At 62.6% G+C, this 21,391-nt stretch carries 20 protein-coding genes; 7 read left to right on the top strand and 13 right to left on the bottom strand.

The window, feature by feature from the left end:
- Position 1: 1 nt before the first annotated feature.
- The 9 genes from ACIQC5_RS05915 to ACIQC5_RS05875 all read right to left on the bottom strand — a co-directional run bounded on the left by ACIQC5_RS05915 (position 2) and on the right by ACIQC5_RS05875 (position 10,152).
- Positions 2 to 1,288: an ABC transporter permease gene (locus ACIQC5_RS05915; RefSeq protein WP_400279372.1), complete on the bottom strand. Its 1,287-nt coding sequence runs from the start codon at positions 1,286 to 1,288 to the stop codon at positions 2 to 4.
- A complete protein-coding gene (locus ACIQC5_RS05910) occupies positions 1,285 to 2,637 on the bottom strand; it encodes an ABC transporter permease (RefSeq protein ID WP_400279370.1) in 1,353 nt (450 codons plus the stop codon). The genes ACIQC5_RS05915 and ACIQC5_RS05910 overlap by 4 nt, the downstream gene beginning before the upstream one ends.
- The gene (locus ACIQC5_RS05905) at positions 2,627 to 4,147 is read right to left on the bottom strand and encodes an ABC transporter ATP-binding protein (RefSeq protein ID WP_400279368.1); all 1,521 of its coding nucleotides are present in this window, start codon (positions 4,145 to 4,147) and stop codon (positions 2,627 to 2,629) included. The genes ACIQC5_RS05910 and ACIQC5_RS05905 overlap by 11 nt, the downstream gene beginning before the upstream one ends.
- Positions 4,148 to 4,279: 132 nt before the next feature.
- On the bottom strand, positions 4,280 to 5,521 hold the full coding sequence (locus ACIQC5_RS05900) for a BMP family protein (protein WP_400279365.1): 1,242 nt from the start codon (positions 5,519 to 5,521) through the stop codon (positions 4,280 to 4,282).
- Between the two features lie 91 nt (positions 5,522 to 5,612).
- Positions 5,613 to 6,638: an NADP-dependent oxidoreductase gene (locus ACIQC5_RS05895; protein ID WP_400279363.1), complete on the bottom strand. Its 1,026-nt coding sequence runs from the start codon at positions 6,636 to 6,638 to the stop codon at positions 5,613 to 5,615.
- Positions 6,635 to 7,066 carry an organic hydroperoxide resistance protein gene (locus tag ACIQC5_RS05890; RefSeq protein WP_400279360.1) on the bottom strand — a complete coding sequence of 144 codons (432 nt, stop codon included), beginning with the start codon at positions 7,064 to 7,066 and terminating at the stop codon, positions 6,635 to 6,637. Before ACIQC5_RS05890 ends, ACIQC5_RS05895 begins: the two co-directional genes overlap by 4 nt.
- 66 nt (positions 7,067 to 7,132) lie before the next feature.
- On the bottom strand, positions 7,133 to 7,567 hold the full coding sequence (locus ACIQC5_RS05885; RefSeq protein ID WP_400279358.1) for a MarR family winged helix-turn-helix transcriptional regulator: 435 nt from the start codon (positions 7,565 to 7,567) through the stop codon (positions 7,133 to 7,135).
- A 122-nt stretch (positions 7,568 to 7,689) separates the two neighbouring features.
- The gene (locus ACIQC5_RS05880) at positions 7,690 to 8,895 is read right to left on the bottom strand and encodes an amidohydrolase (RefSeq protein WP_400279355.1); all 1,206 of its coding nucleotides are present in this window, start codon (positions 8,893 to 8,895) and stop codon (positions 7,690 to 7,692) included.
- Positions 8,896 to 9,018: 123 nt separating this feature from the next.
- On the bottom strand, positions 9,019 to 10,152 hold the full coding sequence (locus ACIQC5_RS05875) for a mannose-1-phosphate guanylyltransferase (protein ID WP_400279353.1): 1,134 nt from the start codon (positions 10,150 to 10,152) through the stop codon (positions 9,019 to 9,021).
- Positions 10,153 to 10,405: 253 nt separating this feature from the next.
- On the opposite strand from ACIQC5_RS05875, the gene sdhC reads away from it, so the two are divergent.
- From sdhC to ACIQC5_RS05850, 5 genes are all read left to right on the top strand, one after another.
- Positions 10,406 to 10,786: a succinate dehydrogenase, cytochrome b556 subunit gene (gene sdhC / locus ACIQC5_RS05870; RefSeq protein ID WP_400279350.1), complete on the top strand. Its 381-nt coding sequence runs from the start codon at positions 10,406 to 10,408 to the stop codon at positions 10,784 to 10,786.
- A gap of 3 nt (positions 10,787 to 10,789) precedes the next feature.
- Entirely contained in the window at positions 10,790 to 11,251 is a 462-nt protein-coding gene (locus tag ACIQC5_RS05865; protein ID WP_400279347.1) for a succinate dehydrogenase hydrophobic membrane anchor subunit, read from the top strand.
- 96 nt (positions 11,252 to 11,347) lie between these two features.
- Positions 11,348 to 13,147: a succinate dehydrogenase flavoprotein subunit gene (gene sdhA / locus ACIQC5_RS05860; protein ID WP_400279345.1), complete on the top strand. Its 1,800-nt coding sequence runs from the start codon at positions 11,348 to 11,350 to the stop codon at positions 13,145 to 13,147.
- Positions 13,147 to 13,929: a succinate dehydrogenase iron-sulfur subunit gene (locus tag ACIQC5_RS05855; RefSeq protein WP_224091531.1), complete on the top strand. Its 783-nt coding sequence runs from the start codon at positions 13,147 to 13,149 to the stop codon at positions 13,927 to 13,929. The genes sdhA and ACIQC5_RS05855 overlap by 1 nt, the downstream gene beginning before the upstream one ends.
- Before the next feature lie 112 nt (positions 13,930 to 14,041).
- Positions 14,042 to 14,821, top strand: a complete 780-nt coding sequence (locus ACIQC5_RS05850; RefSeq protein WP_400279341.1) for an alpha/beta hydrolase — start codon at positions 14,042 to 14,044, stop codon at positions 14,819 to 14,821.
- Positions 14,822 to 14,893: 72 nt separating this feature from the next.
- On the opposite strand, the gene ACIQC5_RS05845 is transcribed toward ACIQC5_RS05850, so the two are convergent.
- On the bottom strand, positions 14,894 to 16,195 hold the full coding sequence (locus ACIQC5_RS05845; protein ID WP_400279338.1) for an ABC transporter substrate-binding protein: 1,302 nt from the start codon (positions 16,193 to 16,195) through the stop codon (positions 14,894 to 14,896).
- Positions 16,196 to 16,305: 110 nt separating this feature from the next.
- On the opposite strand from ACIQC5_RS05845, the gene ACIQC5_RS05840 reads away from it, so the two are divergent.
- Both ACIQC5_RS05840 and ACIQC5_RS05835 read left to right on the top strand, forming a co-directional pair.
- On the top strand, positions 16,306 to 17,217 hold the full coding sequence (locus ACIQC5_RS05840) for a glycoside hydrolase family 43 protein (protein WP_400279336.1): 912 nt from the start codon (positions 16,306 to 16,308) through the stop codon (positions 17,215 to 17,217).
- Positions 17,218 to 17,225: 8 nt separating this feature from the next.
- Positions 17,226 to 19,511, top strand: a complete 2,286-nt coding sequence (locus tag ACIQC5_RS05835) for a hypothetical protein (protein WP_400280144.1) — start codon at positions 17,226 to 17,228, stop codon at positions 19,509 to 19,511.
- 4 nt (positions 19,512 to 19,515) lie between these two features.
- Here ACIQC5_RS05835 and ACIQC5_RS05830 read toward each other — a convergent pair whose 3' ends face one another.
- From ACIQC5_RS05830 to ACIQC5_RS05820, 3 genes are read right to left on the bottom strand one after another with little or no spacing between them, the layout of a single operon-like run.
- Positions 19,516 to 19,668, bottom strand: coding sequence for a hypothetical protein (locus ACIQC5_RS05830; RefSeq protein ID WP_400279334.1), 153 nt, complete (start codon positions 19,666 to 19,668; stop codon positions 19,516 to 19,518).
- A gap of 33 nt (positions 19,669 to 19,701) precedes the next feature.
- Positions 19,702 to 20,787 carry a YihY/virulence factor BrkB family protein gene (locus ACIQC5_RS05825; RefSeq protein WP_400279331.1) on the bottom strand — a complete coding sequence of 362 codons (1,086 nt, stop codon included), beginning with the start codon at positions 20,785 to 20,787 and terminating at the stop codon, positions 19,702 to 19,704.
- Positions 20,699 to 21,391 carry a 2'-5' RNA ligase family protein gene (locus tag ACIQC5_RS05820; protein WP_400280142.1) on the bottom strand — a complete coding sequence of 231 codons (693 nt, stop codon included), beginning with the start codon at positions 21,389 to 21,391 and terminating at the stop codon, positions 20,699 to 20,701. The genes ACIQC5_RS05825 and ACIQC5_RS05820 overlap by 89 nt, the downstream gene beginning before the upstream one ends.

Raw genomic sequence — 21,391 nt, 5'->3', positions numbered from 1 at the left:
GTCAACCCTTCACGTACGGGATGCCGCTTGCGGCCGGTGGTCTCGACCTGCCCACCAAACCGGCGACGGCGAAAATGGTCACCAGGTAAGGCAGCATGGCCATGAACTGGCTCGGCACGGGCGTACCTATGATTCCGAGGATCGACTGGAGGTTGTACGCGAAGCCGAACAGGAGCGAAGCCAGGAAGGCGCCGATCGGGTTCCATCGGCCAAAGATCAGGGCGGCCAACGCGATGAATCCTCGGCCGCCGGAAATCTCCTTGGTGAACGAATCGATGGTGACCAGCGTGAACACTGCGCCACCGATACCCGCGATGGCACCACCCAGGGTCACGTTCCAGAAGCGGGTGGCGTTGACGTTAATGCCGAGGGTATCGGCCGCCTGCGGGTGCTCGCCAACTGCCCGGACGCGCAGGCCCCAGCGGGTTTTGAACAGCCCGAACCAGACCACTGCGACGGCCACGTACATCAGATATCCCGCAATGGACTGCTCGAACAGGATGGGTCCAATAATGGGGATGTCCGAGAGGAATGGAATCGGCAGGATGTCCAGGCGGCCCGGAGTGTTGAACTGGGCCTTGTTGGGAACCATGACGGTGCCGAACAGGAACCCGGTGAGACCCGAGACCAGCACGTTCAACACCACGCCCACAATGATCTGGTTGACGAGGTATTTGATGCTGAACACTGCCAGAACCATGGACACCGCGGCGCCCGCTGCCGCAGCGGCGATCAAGCCCACGTAGGGGCTGCCCGTGACGGTGGCGACCAACGCTGCAGTGAACGCGCCACCCAGCAACTGGCCTTCGATGGCGATGTTGACCACGCCAACACGCTCGCAGAGGACACCGGAGAGCGAGCCAAACACCAAGGGCACAGCCAAAGTCACCGAGCCGGCAACAAGGCCCGCCAGCGAAATGGACGGCTGCCGTGCACCTGCCACAATCCACACCAGAAGTGCAAACACGAAGACCACGGCGAATGCGATGGGCAACCACTTGGGTGAGCGTTCGCCGCGGGTCCAGAGGTAGATCGAGTAGGCAGCCATGGCCAGCAGCAGAACGGCCAGCACAATGCCGCCCACCTGACCCGGGATCATCAGGGCCGGAACTGCAATGGCGTCACCGGGATCGCTGATTTTCATCTCAGCCGTTTGGTCCGGGCCAAGCAATCCGAAGAAGACCAGCGCCAGCAAAGCCAGGACGCCGAGTGAAACAGGGACCTTCAGGGAAGGACGGATTCCCAGGGCGGGCGCCCCCGCTTTGGGAGCAACTGCAGTCGCGCTCACTTGGCACCTCCGGTGGCGTTGGCGACGGCAGCCTTGGGAGCCGCCTTTGGTGTCTTGGTCTTCTTCTTGGGCTCAAGCCGGAAAATGGACCTGATCAGCGGGGGTGCCGCGATGAACAGGACAATCAAGGACTGGACCACCAGCACGATGTCGATGGGTGTGCCCGTTTGGATCTGCATTTGGACTGCGCCGGCGCGGAAGGCACCGAACAGGAGGCCGGCAAAGAATGTTCCCCATGGCGTGCTCCTGCCCAGCAGTGCCACGGTGATGGCGTCGAAGCCAATCTGGGCCGCGACACCACCTGTGAGCACCTTTTCAGTACCGGCCACCTGGGCCACCCCACCGAAGGCGGCGAGGGCTCCAGCGAGGGCCATCACCATGATGGTGGCCCGGGGTACCTTGACGCCGGCGGTGCGGGCAGCAACCGGGTTGGCGCCCACGGCACGGAACTCGAAGCCGATGGTGGAGCGGTTCAGCAACCACCACACGCCGTAAGTCAATGCCACGGCAACGAGGAAGCCCAAGTGGAGTCGCGAGTCCGGAATCAGCACCGGGTAGGTGGCTGTCTCATCCAATCTGGGCGAAATGGGGCTGTTATCCCCCGGGCGCCGGAACGCAGCCGTGTTCAGGAGGAAGTCCAGCAGGAACAAGGCGATGTAGTTCAGCATGATGGTCACAATGACCTCGTGCGCGCCGGTCCGTGCTTTCAGGATGCCGACGATTGCGCCCCACGCGGCACCACCCAGGACACCCATGATGATGACCACCAGCAGGTGCAGGCCGAACGGCAGGTGCCAGGCGAAGCCAACGTAGGCAGCGAGGGTGGCGCTGATGATGATCTGGCCCTGGGCGCCGATGTTGAACAGGCCCGCCCGGAAAGCCAAGGCGACACCGAGGCCGGCACAAATCAGCGGGGTGGCCACGGTCATGGTTTCCAGTAGCGGCTGGAGGCCCTGGCGTGGGTTGAACACCGATCCTTGGAACAACGCGACGTAGCTCTTGGTCATTGCGCCCCAGGCAGCTGACAGGAAGTCAGTGGGTCGGGCAAAGAGGTAACTGGACGTCTTGGCGACCTGATCGTCCGTGAAGGCAATCAGCAGGCCGCCCAGGAACAACGCCACAATGACCGCCAGGACGGACACGAAGCCGTTGCCCATGACGATTCGGCGCATGACGCTGCCTTGTTGGTGGCCGGTGTCTCCGCTTTGGCTGGAGACCGGGACCAAGGATGGTTCCAGCGTCCCGCCCGCGGTGTCCAGGGCGACGTCCGCCGCCCGTACCTCCGACGTGGACTCTTCGGGTGTTCGGTCCTTGTTGGGCTGGTCGCCGGTCTGGTCACTACTGGTCATCGGAGCCTCCTTCCGGGCCGACGCCGGCCATCATCAAGCCGAGGGTGTCACGGGGCGTGCCGGCGGGAACGATGCCCACCAGCTTCCCCTTGTAAAGCACAGCGATCCGGTCCGCGAGCTCGATCACTTCATCAAGCTCCGTGGAGATGATCATGACCGGCGTTCCCACATCGCGTTCGGCGACGATGCGCTTGTGCAGGAACTCGATGGAGCCGACGTCAACGCCACGAGTTGGCTGGCTGGCGATGAACAGCCGCAACGGCCGGGACAATTCGCGGGCCATGACCACCTTTTGCTGGTTGCCACCCGACAGCGTTCCTGCCGCGGCTCCCGCCGAAGGGGTCCGGATGTCAAATTCCTCGATCTTGGCCTTGGCATTCTCCACCACTTTGCCGGGGTTCATGCTGATACCGCTGGCAAACGGTGCCTGATCGTAGAGGTCCAACACCAGGTTCTCGGCCACCGAGAAGGGGCCGACCAGCCCGTCCACGGTCCGGTCTTCCGGTACGAATCCGACGCCGGAGCGCAGCACGTCCTTGACCGGCAGTCCCAGGAGCTGCTTGCCGTCCAGCGTCACGGAACCGGTGACATGCTCCTGGATTCCGAGGATGGCTTCGGTCAGTTCCGTTTGACCGTTTCCTTGGACACCCGCGACGGCGAGGATCTCGCCCTGCGCAATGTCGAAACTGATCCCGTCCACCACGTTGGTGCCGTTGGGCGCACGGACCGTCAGGTTTTCCACCACGAACGTGGTTTCCTTCGGCTGTGCAGCGGCCTTGTTGAGGCTCAGGCTGACAGGTCTGCCCACCATCATGGATGCCAATTCCGTGGCCGAGGCCGTGGGTGGTGCATCCCCCACCACTTTGCCGCGACGGACCACGGTGATGACGTCCGAGACGGCCTTAACTTCGCGCAGCTTGTGCGAGATGAACACGATGGATGTGCCGCTGGCCTTGAGCTGGCGCATAATGTCCAGGAGCTCATCGGTTTCCTGCGGGGTCAACACAGCCGTTGGTTCGTCAAGGATGAGCACCTTGGCTTCGCGAACCAACGCCTTGATGATTTCAACGCGCTGTTGGACGCCCACCGGCAGATCTTCCACCAGTGCGTCCGGGTCCACGTCGAAGCCGTACTTCTGCGAGATTTCCCGGATCTTCTTCCGGGTCTCGTCAATGCTGAGGACGCCACCGAACGAGGTCGGCTCCGCCCCCAGCGCAACGTTTTCAGCCACCGTAAAAACGGGGACCAGCATGAAGTGCTGATGCACCATGCCAATGCCGGCAGCCATGGCATCGCCGGGGCCGCGGAAGCTGACGGGTTGGTCGTCAACGAGGATTTGTCCGGCCGTGGGCTCATAGAGTCCGTACAGCACGTTCATGAGGGTTGATTTTCCGGCTCCATTTTCGCCCAGAAGGCAGTGGATCTGGCCGGATTCGACCACGAGGTCGATGTCTTGGTTGGCGTAGAAGGTCCCGAAGGCTTTCGAGATCCCCTTCAATTCGAGTTTCACAACTCCCACCGTTCTTTGAGTCCGAGGGACGGCTGTACTGCTCAAAGCCCGTAGCTTTGAGCACAGCCTAGTCAGGGCAAAAACGCGCCGCCAGTACCGGAGCTCGGTACTGGCGGCGCGTCCAGGAATTGTTTACTTCTTGGGGCTTGCCGCCGACTCGACAACAAGCTTGCCGGAGACGATGTCAGCCTTCAGGGCATCGAGTTCGGACTTGGTTTCGGCAGTCACTGCAGAATCCAGGTCGTGGAACGGCGCCAGAGCGACGCCCTCGTTGGCAAGGGTGCCAACGTAGGCTTCGTTGCTGAACTTGCCTTCGGTATCGTCCTTCACAACCGCCTCGACAGCCTGGCCCATCTGCTTGACCACGGAGGTCAGCATGAGGTCCTTGTACTCAGGAGCGGTGAGGTAGCCGTCGGAGTCAACCCAGATGAGCTTGACGTCCTTGCCGGCAGCCTTGGCTTCCTTCAGTGCAGCGCCTGCACCCTTGCCAACGGGACCTGCAACGGGCATCACAATGTCCGCACCCTGGTCCAGGAGGTTCTTGGTGATCTGCTTGCCGGTGTCCTGCTTCTCGAAGTCACCCGTGAACGAGCCGTCCTGGGTGGTCTTGTCCCAACCGACAACCTGCACGGACTTGCCCTTGGCCTTGTTGTAAGCCTGGACGCCGTCATAGAAACCGTCCATGAAGATGGTCACCGTGGGGAGCTTGATGCCACCGAAGGTGCCCACCTTGCCGGTCTTGGAGGCCGAGGCAGCGGCATAGCCAGCCAGGTAGGCGGCCTGTGCGGTGTCGTAAACCACCGGCTTCACGTTCGCGATGGGGGCCGCGTACGAGTAGTCAATGATGGCGAAGTGCTTGTCCGTGTTCTTCTCTGCCGCAGCCTTGGTGGCATCGCCCAAGAGGAAGCCGACCGTGACGGTCAGGTTGCAGCCAGCTGAGATCATGCCGTTCAGGTTGGTCTCGAAGTCGCTGTTTGCCTTGGACTCAGCCGACTTCATGGTGATGCCAAGGTCCTTTTCGGCCTTCTGCAAACCTTCATACGAGGACTGGTTGAAGGACTGGTCATCGAATCCGCCGGAGTCGGACACGATGCAGCCGACAAAGTCGCTCTTGGTAGCGGTGGGGGAAGCGGCGTCGGGGGCCGCTCCACAACCGCTGAGCAGGAGCGCAGCGGCTCCTGCCGTTGCAACACCGGCCATTGAACCGCGCTTAAGGGTGGCACGCAGTGGGTTCTTCAATTTTCCTCCAGGAAGAAAGTGAGTCGCGCTACGACGGATGGTCAATGAGTGTCCGTTTCGAATACCCGAGGCAGAAATTCTGTTTTCACTGAAGTTTCGCAGCACTGCGCCGAAGCGCCTTGATATCACCAACACTAGTGGCGTGGACCACACGCTGGTAGCACAAATCAGCCCCTGCGGGCAGATTGTTGACCTTTTGTTACCAAGCAGTAGCCGGCCGCGCAAGTCACAAGCGGACGAGCATCTTGCCGGTGTTCGCGCCGTCCAGCAGATCGATGAACGCCTGGGGTGCATTCTCCAGCCCGTCCACGATTGTCTCGTCGTAGCTCACAGTCCCATCGGCCAGCCAACCCGCCATCTTCTGCGCGAACTCGGCGGCGTGCTGGCGCTGCCCACCCACCAGGAATCCACGGATCGTCAGCTGCTTGCCAATAGCAAGGGCCAGGTTCCGGGGTGCAACCGGGGGTTCGGTGGAGTTGTACTGGGCGATCGCGCCACACATGGCTACCCTGCCGCCCACGTTGAGTGTTGCCAGCGCAGCCTCAAGGTGCTCGCCGCCAACGTTGTCAAAGTACACGTCGATGCCGCGCTCCCCCGCGGCTTTCTGCAGCTGGTCCAGCACCGGAGCATCGTTGTAGTTGAAGGCGGCATCGAAGCCGAGCTCCAGCAACCGAGCCACCTTCTCGGGCGATCCCGCACTGCCGATGACCTTCCCAGCCCCCATGGCCTTGGCGATCTGGCCCACCATGGAGCCAACTGCACCCGCGGCGCCCGACACGAAGACGACGTCGCCTTCCTTGAATTCGGCAACCTTGAGCAGGCCGGCATAGGCGGTCAACCCGGTCATGCCCAGGGCGCCGAGGAATGCGGACGTGGGCGCCAAGCCACTCGGAACCGCTGTGGTCGCTGCCGCATCCACCACTGCGTGCTCGCGCCACCCCAGTTGATGCACGACGACGTCACCCACCTTGTGCGCGTCCGAACGGGACGCGATCACCTCACCTACGGCACCGCCGTCGAGCGCTGCATCCAACCGGAACGGCGCCGAGTACGACTTGACGTCGTTCATCCGGCCGCGCATGTAAGGGTCAACCGACATGAACTGGTTGCGGACCAGGAGCTGGCCGTCCTGGAGTTCGGGCAGCTCCGAGGCAGCCAACCGGAAGTTCTCCTGGGCCGGGCGACCCACCGGGCGTGAGGCGAGCTGGATTTCGCGCGTGGCGGCCGGAGTCTCGATGGTTGCCGGGCTCATGCTGCGAACTCGACGAGCTTGAGGTCAACGGCCATGTTGCCGCGGGTGGCGTTGGAGTAAGGGCAAATCTGGTGGGCCTTGGCCATCAGTTCCTCGGCGGTACCGCGGTCCAAAGCGGGCAAAGCGATCTCCAGCTCAGCAGCCAGCCCGTAGCCTTCGCGGTCGGTCAGCGCACCAAAATGGACCTTGGCAGCAACAGCCGAGTCACTCAGGTCAACGCGTTCCTTGCGGCCGACCAGTCGCAGCGCGGAGTGGAAGCAGGCTGCATAACCGGCGGCGAAGAGTTGTTCGGGGTTGGTGCCCTGGCCGTTGCCACCCAGTTCCACCGGGCTTGCCAGTGCCACGTCGAGCTTGCCGTCGTTGGTGCGGGCGTTGCCGTCACGGCCTTCGCCGGAGGCCAAGGCCTCGGCAGTGTAGAGAGTCTTCATGGTGTTTCCGTTCTCTTCGGGAATTTGAGGCTTTGGGATTGAAAGGCGTCTGTGGATGCCTGGCTGTCAGAGCGACTTGTGGAGCGCAGCCGTGAGCTTGCCGAGCGTGGCGTGCAATTGCTCGATCTCCGCCGGCGACAGGCCGGCAGCTTCGGCGAGGCGCCGCGGAACCGCCCCGGCGCGGGAGCTGAGCTCCTTGCCTGCATCGGTCAGGACAACGTCAACGCGGCGCTCGTCCTCCGCTGATCGGTGGCGCTCCACGAGCCCCAGCGCCTCAAGGCGCTTCAGCAGGGGGGACAACGTCCCGGAGTCAAGGCCAAGTTCGGCGCCAAGATCCCGAACGCTCCGCGGCTCCTGCTCCCACAAGACCAACATCACCAGATACTGCGGGTAAGTCAGCCCGAGTTCATCCAGCACCGGACGGTAGACCGCCGTCGCCGCCTTTGATGCCGAGTAGAGGGCAAAGCAGACTTGGTGCCGAAGTCGGGGAGCATCACTCATGGGAAAAACGATAGCGCACAATTCAATTGTGCACAACCTAACTGGCGGAAAAGCACCCAACTAAGTAGCAGCAAAGCGCGTTTTGAGGGCTCAAAACGCGCTTTGCTGCTACTTGGTTGGGTTTAGTCCTGGAGGTCGCGGATCGTCCTGAGCGCGGCAGCTGTCAGGACTCGAATGGCGAAGCCGAGGGCTCGCTCGTCCACAATGAAGTCTCCGCGGTGGAGGTCGTATTCCTCGCCGCCCGGAGTGTGCGTGCCAAGGCGCATCATGGCACCCGGGAGGTCCGCCAGGAACCAGGCAAAATCCTCGCCGCCCATGGACTGCGGGGTCAGGACCACGGCGTGCTCGCCCAGTTCGGCACGGGCAGCAGCTTCAATCAACGCGGTCTCGTGCTCCGAGTTCACCACAGGAGGAACGCCACGGGTGTGCTCCAGGTGGACGTCCACACCGTAAGGAGCGGCGACCTGCTTCACGACATCGTCCAGCAACTCCCCTGCGCTGTGCCAGGCGTCCCGGTCCAGGCAGCGCATGGTGCCTGCCATATAGCCGCTACCCGGAATGGCGTTTGGTGCAGAGCCCGCAGAAATCTGGCCCCACACCACGGAAACGCCACTGCGGACATCCACGCGCCGCGACAGGACTGCCGGAACGTTGACGGCAATCTGCGCGAGTGCGAACACCAGGTCTTCGGTCAAATGCGGCCTGGACGTGTGGCCACCGCGTCCCGTGAGCTCGATCTTGATGGTGTCCGATGCCGAGGTGATGGCTCCGATGCGCGTGCCGATTTGGCCCACATTGATCCTCGGATCACAATGCAAGGCGAGGATGCGGGGTACGCCTTGCAATACGCCCTGCTCGATGCAGGACAGCGCGCCGCCGGGCATGGTTTCCTCAGCGGGCTGGAAAATGATGCGGACCGTGCCGCCCAGCGGAGTGTTCTTGTGCATCCGCTGCAGCACCAGGGCAATGCCGAGCATGGTGGTGGTGTGGATGTCGTGTCCGCAAGCGTGCGTCACGCCGTGATTCTTTGAGGCAAAGGGAAGGCCGGTTTCCTCGATGATCGGCAGCGCGTCGATGTCCCCGCGCAGCGCCGTGGCGATCGGGCCCTCGCCGACGTCCACAGTCAGGCCGGTGCCTTCGAGGCGTCGCGGCTTGAGCCCGGCGGCTTCGAGCCGTTCCACGAGCTTGTCGGTGGTACGGAATTCCTTGAAGGAAAGTTCCGGGTGCGCATGCAGATCCCGCCTGAACTCGATCAGTCCGGGCAGCAGTTCATCCACCCACGGACTCACAACGGGGGTCGGCTCGGTTTCAGTTGTGTAATTGCGCACGTCACAACTCTAGTCATGCAGGCGGCAGGAAGAACGAAAGCCACCTCTTGGTTACGCCGCGTTCAGACGCAGGATAACCAAAGAGGTGGCTCACGGTATAAGCAGGCTCCGGTTTTACCCGGGCTACAGCACGTCGGTATCGCCGCTGGCCTTCAGGGCATCAACCGTTCCCTTGACCAACTGGGCGTGCTCCTTGGTGGTCACCAGCAGCGCGTCCGGCGTGTCCACAATGACGACATCCTTGATGCCGATCAGCGCGATCACACGCTTCGTGTCCGAGACCACCACGCCGCTGGCGTTCTCCGCGAACACGCGGGCGCCTTCACCCAGCACGGTGACTTCGTCGACGTCGCCGGCGTTGTTAAGGCGACCGATGGCAGCAAAGTCGCCGACGTCGTCCCACCGGAAAGTACCAGGTACGACGGCGACGTCGCCGGCTGCCGCTGCGGGCTCGGCTACGGCGTAGTCGATGGCAATCTTGGGCAGCGTCGGCCAGATGCGGGCCGTTACTTCCGCGCGCCGGGGCGTGTCCCAGGCATCCGCAATTTCCTGCAGTCCGGCAAAGAGTTCCGGCTGGTTGGCTTCAAGGTGCTTCAGCATGAGGGCAACGGGTGCCACGAACATGCCTGCGTTCCAGACGTAGTCTCCTGCTTCAACATATTTCCGGGCGACTTCCTCGCTCGGCTTCTCCACGAACTCAGCCACGGTCAAGGCGTTCGGTGCACCCTCCACGTTCAGCGCCACGCCGGAACGGATGTAGCCAAAACCGGTGGAAGGATGCGTGGGCTTGATGCCGATGGTCACGATCTTGCCCGAGGCTGCGGTGTAAATGGCTTCGCGAACCGTCTCCTGGAAGAGGTCATCGGGGCTGATGACCTGGTCAGCGGCGAACGAACCCATGATGGTGTTGGGATCGCGGCGATGCAGGATTGAGGCGGCGAGGCCGATCGCAGCCCCGGAATCCTTCGGCTCGCTTTCGAGCACGAGTTCATCGTCGCCGACCTCCGGCAACTGCCGGCACACGGCTGCGCGGTGCGCTTCACCGGTGACCACAAGGACCCGCTCGCCGGCAAGCGGCTCAAGGCGGTCATAGGTGGCCCTCAGGAGGGTGCTTCCGGAACCGGTCAGGTCATGGAGGAACTTGGGCGCAGCGGCACGCGAGAGTGGCCAAAGCCGGGTCCCCACACCGCCCGCCGGAATGACCGCATGGAAACGGCTCAAGGGAGATTCCGGGAATGTCGCGTCGTCTGTACTCACCGCAACACTTTATCTGACGCGGCTGGAAGCCCCGGCAGATTGCCTTCCGTGTGGCCTTCGTCTCACGATTCCCGGGAAATCACTGAAATTCAGGCAAGCAACATGGATTTAACAACCAGAGAAGCCCGTCCTAAATTGAATAAGCTGTAAGCGAAGCCTAGATTTAGGCCTGAGCTACGAGTGCTCTCGCAGCAGGCGTTCCCCCCGCGTGGATCCCATGCCAGCGCCGCTGTGTTGCAGGAAGGTTTATTCAGTGCCGACAAAACCAGCTGGCACCTTGTACCGCGGCCGTGAAGGCATGTGGTCCTGGGTTGGACACCGTATTACCGGTGTAGTGATCTTTTTCTTCTTGTTGGTCCATGTGCTGGACACCTCATTGGTGCGCGTGTCCCCTGAGGCCTACACCGCCGTTATTGGCGCATACAAGAACCCCCTGATGGCCCTGGGTGAAACGGGCCTGGTCGCTGCGATCGTCTTCCACGCCTTCAACGGCCTGCGGGTCATCGCCATCGACTTCTGGAAGAAGGGCGCGAAGTACCAGCGCCAGATGCTGTGGATCGTACTTGCACTGTGGCTGGTCACGTTCGCAGCTTTCGCTATCCGCCACCTTTCCCTTGCGCTGGGAGGCCACTAAGCCATGACGACTATCCAGTCCCCACGTTCGGGCAAGATTGCCCCCAAGTACAACCGCACCGGCAGCAGCCGGGGCAACTTCGAGATGATCGCATGGCTGTTCATGCGCCTGTCCGGCATCGTCCTGGTGGTCCTCATCTTCGGCCACCTCTTCGTGAACCTGCTGGTCGGCGAGGGCATCCACGCCATCGACTTCGGCTTTGTGGCCGGTAAATGGGCCGATCCCTTCTGGCAGTTCTGGGACCTCGCCATGCTGTGGCTGGCCATGCTGCACGGCACCAACGGTGTCCGCACCATCATCAACGACTACGCGGAAAAGGACGCCACGCGCTTCTGGCTCAAGGTTGTCCTCTACGCCGCCACGGCCGTCATCATCATCCTCGGCACCTTGGTGATCTTCACCTTCAACCCGTGCCCCGTCGTCGACGGCGTTCAGCTGCCTGGCGGTTTCTGCCCGGCGCCGTAACGGCTCCCGCGGTGCAGGCAGCCCCGGCCGCCAGCACCTCACTAAGCGGAGCAGTTCTCCGCCGACCATCTGAATTTGAGAGAAAGAGCATCTGGTATGCAGGTCCATAAGTACGACGTCGTCATCGTCGGTGCCGGTGGCGCCGGCATGCGCGCCGCGATCGAATCCGGCCAGCGCGCACGCACAGCGGTACTGACCAAGCTCTACCCCACCCGCTCGCACACCGGTGCAGCCCAGGGTGGCATGTGTGCAGCACTGGCCAACGTCGAAGAAGACAACTGGGAATGGCACACCTTTGACACCATCAAGGGTGGCGACTACCTGGTTGACCAGGACGCAGCAGAGGTCATGGCGAAGGAAGCCATCGACGCCGTGCTGGACCTGGAGAAGATGGGTCTGCCCTTCAACCGCACGCCCGAGGGCCGCATTGACCAGCGTCGCTTCGGTGGCCACACCCGCGATCACGGCAAGGCTCCGGTCCGCCGTGCTTGCTACGCAGCCGACCGCACCGGCCACATGATTCTGCAGACCCTTTACCAAAACTGCGTCAAGCACAACGTCGAGTTCTACAACGAGTACTACGTCCTCGACCTCCTGATCGTCGAAGAAGACGCAGTCCGCGAAGACGGTACCCCGTACAAGCAGAAGCGCGTAGCAGGCGTGGTCTCCTACGACCTCGCTTCCGGCGAACTGCACGTCTTCCAGGCCAAGTCCGTGGTGTTCGCATCCGGTGGCGCCGGCAAGGTCTTCAAGACCACCTCCAACGCGCACACGCTCACTGGCGACGGCATGGGCATCGCGTTCCGCCGCGGCATCCCCCTGGAAGACATGGAGTTCTTCCAGTTCCATCCGACCGGTCTTGCAGGCCTGGGCATCCTCCTCACCGAAGGTGCCCGCGGTGAAGGTGCCATCCTGCGTAACTCCGAGGGTGAACGCTTCATGGAGCGTTACGCCCCCACCATCAAGGACCTTGCTCCCCGTGACATCGTTGCCCGCGCCATGGCCAACGAAGTCCGTGAAGGCCGCGGTTGTGGCCCGAACAAGGACTACGTCCTCCTGGACCTGACCCACCTTGAGCCTGCGCACATCGAGGCCAAGCTTCCGGACATCACCGAATTCGCCCGCACCTACCTGGGTGTGGAGCCGTTCACCGATCCGGTTCCGGTGTTCCCCACGGCGCACTACGCCATGGGTGGCATCCCCACGAACATCACCACCGAAGTCCTGCAGGACAACGACACGATCGTGCCGGGCCTCTACGCAGCCGGTGAAGTCGCTTGCGTGTCCGTCCACGGCTCCAACCGTCTCGGTACCAACTCGCTCCTGGACATCAACGTCTTCGGTAAGCGCGCCGGTATCGCCGCCGCCGAGTACTCCAAGACCGCCGACTTCGTCGAGCTGCCCGAGGATCCGGAAGCCATGACGCGTGGCATCCTGAGTGGCCTGCTCAACGGCAACGGCACCGAGCGTGTCGCCCAGATCCGCAAGGAATTGCAGGACACCATGGACGCCAACATGCAGGTGTTCCGCACCAAGGAATCCTTGGAGCAGGTCCTCAGCGACATCGCCTCCTTCGAGGAGCGCTACAAGAACGTGACGGTCCAGGACAAGGGCAAGCGCTTCAACCTGGACCTGCTGGAAGCCGTTGAACTTGGCTTCCTGCTGGACATGGCAAAGGTCATGACCGTCGGTGCATTGCACCGTGAAGAGTCACGTGGTGGCCACTACCGCGAGGACTTCCCGGACCGCGACGACGAAAAGTTCATGAAGCACTCCATGGCTTACCTGGACAACTCCGTTACCGTCGACTCGTCGGCCGAATCCGTTGCGGGCATCCGTCTCGAGACCAAGCCCGTTGTCTTTACCCGTTACGAGCCGATGGAGCGTAAGTACTGATGACTACCGAAATGGCAGAACCCGCTTCCAAGATCGAGCTTCCCGCGAGCGTAGCCGGTGACGGTGAAATCCCCACCTTCCACATCACGCTGCGCGTCCGCCGGTACGATCCCGAAATTTCGGAAGAAGCACGCTGGGACGACTACAAGCTGACCATGTACGGCACCGACCGTGTGCTGGATGCCCTGCACAAGGTCAAGTGGGAAATCGACGGCTCCGTTTCATTCCGTCGCTCCTGCGCCCACGGCGTCTGCGGCTCCGATGCCATGCGCATCAACGGCCGTAACCGGCTTGCCTGCAAGACGCTGCTGAAGGACCTGGATACCACCAAGCCCATCACCGTTGAACCGATCAAGGGCCTCCCCGTGGAGAAGGACCTGATCGTGGACATGGAGCCGTTCTTCCAGTCCTTCCGTGAAGTCATGCCGTTCCTGATCAACAAGGGCCACGAACCCACCAAGGAACGCCTGCAGTCCGTTGAGGACCGTGAGCGCTTCGATGACACCACCAAGTGCATCCTCTGCGCTGCCTGCACCTCGTCCTGCCCGGTCTTCTGGACCGATGGCCAGTACTTTGGTCCGGCTGCGATCGTCAACGCGCACCGCTTCATTTTCGACTCCCGTGATGACGCAGGCGACATGCGCCTTGAGATCCTCAACGACAAAGAAGGCGTGTGGCGCTGCCGCACCACCTTCAACTGCTCCGAAGCCTGCCCGCGTGGCATCCAGGTGACTCAGGCAATTGCCGAGGTCAAGCAGGCCATTCTGGCCCGCAAGATCTAGTTCACCAGGACCACTGAGGTACTGAAGGACAGCACGACGACGGCGCCGCTCACCACTCATGGTGAGCGGCGCCGTCGTCGTTTAATACAGCCGCAAGAAAAAGGAGAGCAGCATGCCACGTTCTGAGAAGATCAGTTTCCAGGGAAGCACCGGCGACCTGTTGGCCGGCATCGTGGACGTTCCAGAGGGCCCCGTGCGCGGCTGGGGCGTGTACTCGCACGGACTCACACTGGGCAAGGACAGCCCTGCTGCCTCTCGAATCTGCAAAGGGCTCGCAGAGCAGGGTGTGGGCATGCTTCGGTTCGACAACCTCGGCCTGGGTGGCTCCGCCGGAGAATGGTCCTCGGGCTCGTTCAGCGTCAAGGTGGCCGACACGATCCTCGCCGCGGCGTTCATGCGCGAGCAGGGGAAGGAGATCTCCCTGCTGGTGGGTCACTCCTTCGGCGGCGCCGCCGTCCTCGCAGCGGCCCGCGACATTCCTGGACTGAACGCGGTGGTGACCGTCGGCGCACCTTTCGAACCAAAGCATGTTGAGCACATGTTCGACGCCGAGATCGGCACCATCCTGCGTGACGGCAGCGCCGTGGTGGATCTGGGCGGACGTCCCATGGAGATCCGCCGCCACTTTGTGGAAGACGTGGAGCGTGCCGACCTCCGCGACTGCATCCGGACACTGCACAAGCCCCTGATGGTGATGCACTCCCCTACGGACAACACCGTGGGGATCGACAACGCCAGCGAAATCTTCCGGACGGCCCGGCACCCCAGGAGCTTCATCTCCTTGGAGGGCAGCGAGCACCTCCTCACGGGCAAAGGCCAGGCAGCCCGGGTGGCCCGCATCATCAGCGCATGGGCGGATCCCTACCTGGAGAACCGGACGCCCACAGACTAAAGCAACGCGGGGTCACTTAGGGCCCATAATCCGCCTCCGGATGGGCCCTAAGTGACCCCGCGTTGTCATTGGCTATTTGCCGATGGCTGCCTTGCTTTCGCTGATCCACTGCTCGGCCGCCTTCTCCGGGGTGAGACGCTTGAAGAGAACCTCGGTGTTGATGCGCGCGGTGATCTCCGAGACAGCGGTTGACCCAGTGGGCCCGATGAACGTGGGAGCGAAGTCCATCTTGCCGATCTGGTCGATGTAGCCGGCTTCAACCTTGCCCTGCGGTGTGAGCAGATCCTGGATGGCCGTGCGCATGCCCGCGTTGCTGGGGACGCCACGGTCACTCTGAATAATCTTGGCCGCTGCTTCATTGTTGACCAGGAAGCTCACCAACTTGGCCGCAGCGTCAGTGTGCTTGCTGCGTGCGGAGATGGTGTAGAACTGCGAGGACTGCAGCCAGATGCCGGGCGTCGGGTTCTCGCCGGGGAGTTTGAGGAGCTTCAAGTCGGCACCGGAGGCCTTGCTGAGGGCGCTGAGGGAGTTGCTCCACGTCAGCATCATGCCGGCTTTCCCCATACCCATGAGGGTCTGTTCAGTACTGACGTTCAGCTTTTCCACAGTCTCCGAAGCGCTCGGCGCGGCCCCGGACTCACTGAGCTTAAGGGAGTAGTCGAAGTAGGCCTGGACCGTGTCCTTATCGAGGCCGAGCTGGCCATCCTGGGTGTACAGGGACTTGCCCCGCTGGCGTGCGAAGGCGTCCAGCGAATCATGTGTGAGGACAGTCGCTGTCCCGTAAGTTCCCTTGGGGCTCTTGGCCGTGACGTCGCCCGCTATCTTGGCGAAATCGTCCCAGGACCACTTGCTGTCGTCCGGGAGTTCGACGCCGGCGGCCTGGAAGACGGCGGGGTTGAGCACGATAGCCAGTGCGTTGGCGCCGGTGGACACACCGTATTGCTTGCCTTGGACCTGCCCGTTCTCCAACGCCCCTTGGTCCATCTTGGTCAGGTCAAGGGAACCATTGACCTTTGACAGATCCAGCAGCGCGCCACGATTGGCGTATTCGGCGGGGTAGGCTCCGCCCATCGTGATGACGTCGGGGGCATCGTTTGCGGCCACCTGCGTGGCCAACTTGTCGAAGTAGCCACCGATGTCTCCGTACTCAGGCTTGACTTTGATGTTGGGGTTTGCGGCTTCGAACTCCTTGATGGCTTTGTTGGTCAGCTCGGCACGGTTGGCATTGCCCCACCACGAGAAACGGATTTCGACGGGGCCATCCTCGGGCTGGTTCGACGAGGGGCTGGAACAGGCTGCGGTGAGCCCCAGCATGCTGATGGCTGCTATGAACGCTACTGACTTTCGGATGGTTCGGAGTGATTTACGCGTCATTGGGTAAGCTTCTTTCAGGCTCAAGAAAACGGTTCCTGAAACGTATCAAGGCGGTGTATATTCGTCAATAGTTTTGAATATGAACTATTTGGATTCCAGAGGAGCCCCCGTTGTCGCCACAGTTGGACCAGATCCAAATCAGGGATCCCTTTGTCCTCACCCTGCCGGAATCCGGTGAATATCTGCTCTTCGGCAGCACGGACAAGAACATCTGGTCCGGTCCCGCCACGGGATTCGATTGCTACAGGAGCAGGGACCTTTTCACCTGGGAAGGCCCCCTTCCCGCTTTCAGGCCCTCGGACGATTTCTGGAGCCGGGAGCAGTACTGGGCTCCCGAGGTTCACGAGTACCACGGACGCTACTTCATGTTTGCCACCTTCACGGCTCCTGGTCATTTCCGCGGAACACAGATACTTTCTGCCGAGAATCCTGAAGGTCCTTACTCGCCGTGGAGCGAGGGACCGGTGACCCCGGTCAACTGGCAATGCCTTGACGGCACTCTGCATGTGGACGCCGACGGAATACCATGGCTGGTCTTCTGCCACGAGTGGAAGCAAATCCACGACGGCGCCGTGCTGGCCCAGCGTCTCAGTCCCAACCTCCGTACAGCGGAGGGCGTTCCGGTGTTCCTGTTCAGTGCCTCGGAGGCCGAATGGTCACTACCACTCGATGCTCCCTCAGTGCGGGACCTCGCATTCCCCGTCCATGTCACCGACGGACCCTTCCTCTTCAGGCTCAGCAGCGGCAATCTCATCATGTTGTGGTCCAGCTTCGGGGCCCAGGGCTATGCAATGGGCGTGGCACGCAGCGAGTCCGGGACAGTACTCGGCCCGTGGATCCAGGAAGCCGAGCCCTTGTGGAAGACCGACGGCGGCCACGGAATGATCGCCCGCAACCTGGATGGCTCGCTGTTCCTCACCCTCCACCAACCGAACAACAGCCCCCACGAACGCGCAACCTTCCACAGGCTGCTCGAACTCGACAGCACCGTAATACTCGACTCAGAATCCACCGGAGCGTGATCCACGCAATGCACAGCCCCAACACCACTCATCGTCCGGACTCCGCGGCATTGTCCACGAATTCCATCAACAGGAAGGAACTCGTCCGGCGCCACAACGTCAGGCAGCAAAGCCTTGATCCGAGGAGCCCAGTCTCCGTTGGGAACGGCGAGTTTGCCTTCACGGTGGACCTCACTGGACTCCAATCGCTGCCGGACGCCTACCCGGTGGGAGCCCGCGACGACTTGCCGCCGGGAACGCTCCTCGGCACCCAGGCACAGTGGGGCTGGCATGCAACCCCGCCGGCGCAGCCGTACGAACTTGCAGGCTCCACGGTCCTCTACGAATCCCCCCGAGGCCCGGTCCCCTACGTGGACATGGTGGGCGAGATTGTGAACGACCGCGAAACCGATCCCTCCGAGGCTGAAACCTGGCTCCGGGCAAACCCACACCGCCTTGACCTGGCCCGCATCGGCTTCAAACTCATGGAGGACGGCACTGAGCGCGCACTCACGCCGGCAGACGTTTCCGATGCTGAGCAAACTCTCGATCTCTGGACTGGTGTGGTCACCAGCCGCTTCACGCTCGCGGGTCAGCCCGTGACGGTAACGACGGCGTGCCACCCCGACCGCGACGAGCTCGGACTTCGCGTAGAGTCCCCTGCGCTGGGCGAAGGGTTGCTGATTGGCGTCGGCTTTCCGTACGGCTCGGAAGCGTGGCACGACGCGGCCGATTGGGACAGCCCGGACGCCCACACCACCCGGCTCCGCACGCCTGAAGCGTCGGAATACATCAACGGGGCCACAACATGGGCCACTGCCCGTGAACTCGACGATTCCCGCTACCAGGTGATCATCACCGGAACGGACCTCACGGTTGAACAGACCGGTCAGCATCAGCTGAGCATCAAACCCCGGAGGCAGACAGAGGCTGACCAGCCCACGGTTCTGGACCTCTCCCTTGCCTTCATTTCCGCGGGGGACGGCGGCTGTGTGCCGAGGGGCAACAACCGGCTAAGCCAGGTGGCAACCACGCCCGGGCTCAAGGTCGAAGCCTCCACCGCCGTCGGGCGTCCTTCAGGAAACGAACCCGTAGGTGGCCGGCATTCAGCGGCCGGCCGCGTCGTCGCGGCAGCAGAAGCCTACTGGCCGGCGTTCTGGTCCTCTGGCGGCGCGATCGAGCTCGACGCAACGGACGACCCCAGGGCCAAAGAGTTGGAGCGCAGAATCGTTCTGTCCCAGTATCTGACGGCCATCAATTGCTCGGGCTCGTTGCCTCCGCAAGAAACAGGACTGGTCTGCAACTCGTGGCGCGGTCGCTTCCACGTGGAAATGCACTGGTGGCATGCCGCCCACTTTGCACACTGGAATCGCGCGGAACTGCTGCTGCCATCGCTGCGCTGGTATTCCACTGTGCTGGAAGCATCCAGGGAGACCGCCAAGGCGCAAGGTTTCGGGGGCGTTCGCTGGCCCAAGCAAGTGGGTCCGGACGGTCGGGAAAGCCCCAGCCCGATCGGGACTTTCCTCATTTGGCAGCAACCCCACCCGATCCATCTGGCCGAGCTGGTGTACCGCGCCAATCCGAGCCTTGATGTGTTGGAAGAGTTCGCGGAAATCGTCTTCGAGTCCGCCGCTTTCATGGCAAGCTTTGCCCATCCCACAGCCCGCGGCTTCGAACTAGGGCCGCCGCTGATTCCGGCGCAGGAAAGCTACGGTTCCATGAGGAGTCAGGTCACGAATCCCACGTTCGAGCTGGGCTATTGGCAGTGGGGGCTCAGGACTGCGGCTGCATGGCGGGAACGCCTGGGCCTTGAGCCGGTTCAGGAATGGTCCGCCGTGGCGGACGGCTTGGTTCGCCCAAGGGTGATCGACGGGGTTTACGCCGCGATCGACGTCGAACCCTTCACCATCCGCACGGACCACCCATCAATGCTGTGCGCACTTGGCGTGTTGCCCCAGACAGACCTGATCGAGCAGGACATCATGCGCGCGACGCTCGCCGATGTCCTGGCTGACTGGGATTGGGGCAGCACGTGGGGCTGGGACTACCCGGTCATGGCCATGACGGCAGCCAGGCTGGAAGACCCCCAAGCCGCCGTCGACGCCTTGCTGTTGGAAGCCGGCAAGAACACCGTCCTGGCCAACGGACACAACCGCCAGACGGACTCGCTGCCGCTCTACCTGCCGGGCAACGGCGGGCTCCTGTCCGCCGTCGCACTGATGGCTGCGGGGTGGGACAACGGACCGGACCGTCATGCCCCGGGCTTCCCAGCTGACTGGACCGTGGCGTGGGAAGGGCTGGTGCAGGCTCCGTAGTGCCTTAGCCGCGACGCGGTCCCATCCCCGCACCCACCAGCGCGCCAAGCCCGAGACCGACCAGGATGCCCAGAAAAGGGGACTTGAAGACGAGCTGACCCACCACGATTCCCGCCGCAGCTCCCAGCAGGCAACAGATCCATAGCTTGTTGTTCATAGCGCCTCCGAGGAAAGGAACCGAACGGGCGGGTCAGGTCTGGGGTGTCGCGCGGCGTGAACCGAGGAGCTTCTTGCGCGGGGTCTCCCCCGCCTTCAGATCGGCCTCGCGAATGGCGGACCAGGATGCCGACACAAGATACACCTGGCTCACCAGGTTGAACCAGATGAGCAGGCCGATGATGATCGCGAATGAGGCCAGCACCGGGTTCTGGCCGGCTCGCGCAAGGAGCTCCGTGCTGAAGAACTGCAGGACCGTGGTACCGATCCCTGCCAGGACCATGCCTTCAAGGAACGCTTGGCGACCCAGCTTGAGTCCACCGGCACCGCGGAACAGTACAGCCGCCGTCGCGCAGTTCAGCAAGAGGGGGACCACGATTTTCACGACGGCGGCAATCGGCTGCGCGACGGATTCATCCAACCGCAACAGGTCAATGAGCCAGCCTGCCGCAGTACCGAAGACCAAGGAAATGCCGGCGCTGACCACCAGGATCACGCCGAGGAGGAGCAGGGTGCCGGCGTCGAACAGTTTCTGAAGGATGCCGTTGCGCTGGAGCGGCGCAGCATCCGTGACGCCGCGGAGCCCTTCCCTGACGCTGGCAATCCAGCCCAACGATGTGAAGATGGTGACGGCCGCCGCAATGACGGCGGTCCATCCGAGGCCCGAAGGATTCAGCAGCGAATGTGGATCAACCAAGCCCTCGCCGCCATCTACCTGCAGAAGACCGGGCGCGGCCGACGCGACACTGCCAATCACGGCGTCCTCGAGTGCCGGGTTCCCACCGAGGACGATGCCTGCGATGGCGAAACCTGTTGTAAGGAGACCAGTGACGGAGAAGAACATGGTGAAGCCGATGCCGGCACTCAGCAGAGGACCATGCTGGCGCGAATAGTGCTGCCATGAACGCATGGCGCGGTTGGTGCCCAGTTTGGCGAGAACGAGTGCGAGGAAGGCAGATGCCTTCTTTGCCAAACCTTCACCGGCACGCCGGGCGTGGCCCCAGTCCTGCCGTTTATGAAGGAGGACGAGTTTAAGCTTTGCGAGCTCGGTTGGCAGCGGAGGCGTGTCCGCCGGTGGGTGTTGATTCCGCCTGCTGTGCTTCGTCAATGTCGCCGCCAAAGTCGAGCTCTTCCCGTAGCTGCCAAATTCCATTGGTGTCGTGCTCGTAAAGTCCCATGCTAACCACTGGGAAGGTGGCCCGGTAATCTCTGAGCACCGTTTCGGCCTCGTCCAGGTTTTCCTTGGCGACGTCATGGGCCACGGTGACATGCGGGTGGTACGGGAAGGGAAGAAGGCGCTCCAGCGGGCCTGTCTGGAGCTTCTCGTGCAACTGCACGCACTCTTCAAAGCCTTCCTCGACATTGACGAACACCACTGGCGAAACGGGCCGGAACGAACCCGTCCCCGAAATGGTGATGGTGAAAGGCTCTTGTGCACGGGCCACGCCGCGTACGTGGTCCCGGGTGGCGGCCCAGTCCTGGGTTGGCGTGGTGGTGATGAGCGTGATGTGCGCCGGGATGACCTCGGCCATGGGATCGCCGAAGGATGCCCGCCACTCCTGCAGTTCGCGGGCAATATCCGGCGGGAAACCGAGAATCACCCCAACGCACATGGCGTCACCGGCACCGCAGTCGCCGCCGGTGACGGCCGGCTGGCGCGAATCGTCGGGACCGACACCCGTTGGGGTGTCGGTCTTGACGTTGAGCTGGCCAGCGGCGCACAT

The sequence above is a fragment of the Paenarthrobacter sp. NPDC092416 genome, assembly GCF_044755025.1.
In the GTDB taxonomy this organism is placed as follows: Bacteria; Actinomycetota; Actinomycetes; order Actinomycetales; family Micrococcaceae; genus Arthrobacter.
Note: the sequence above shows the minus strand (reverse complement) of the source record. Positions and strands in the feature narration are given on the sequence as shown.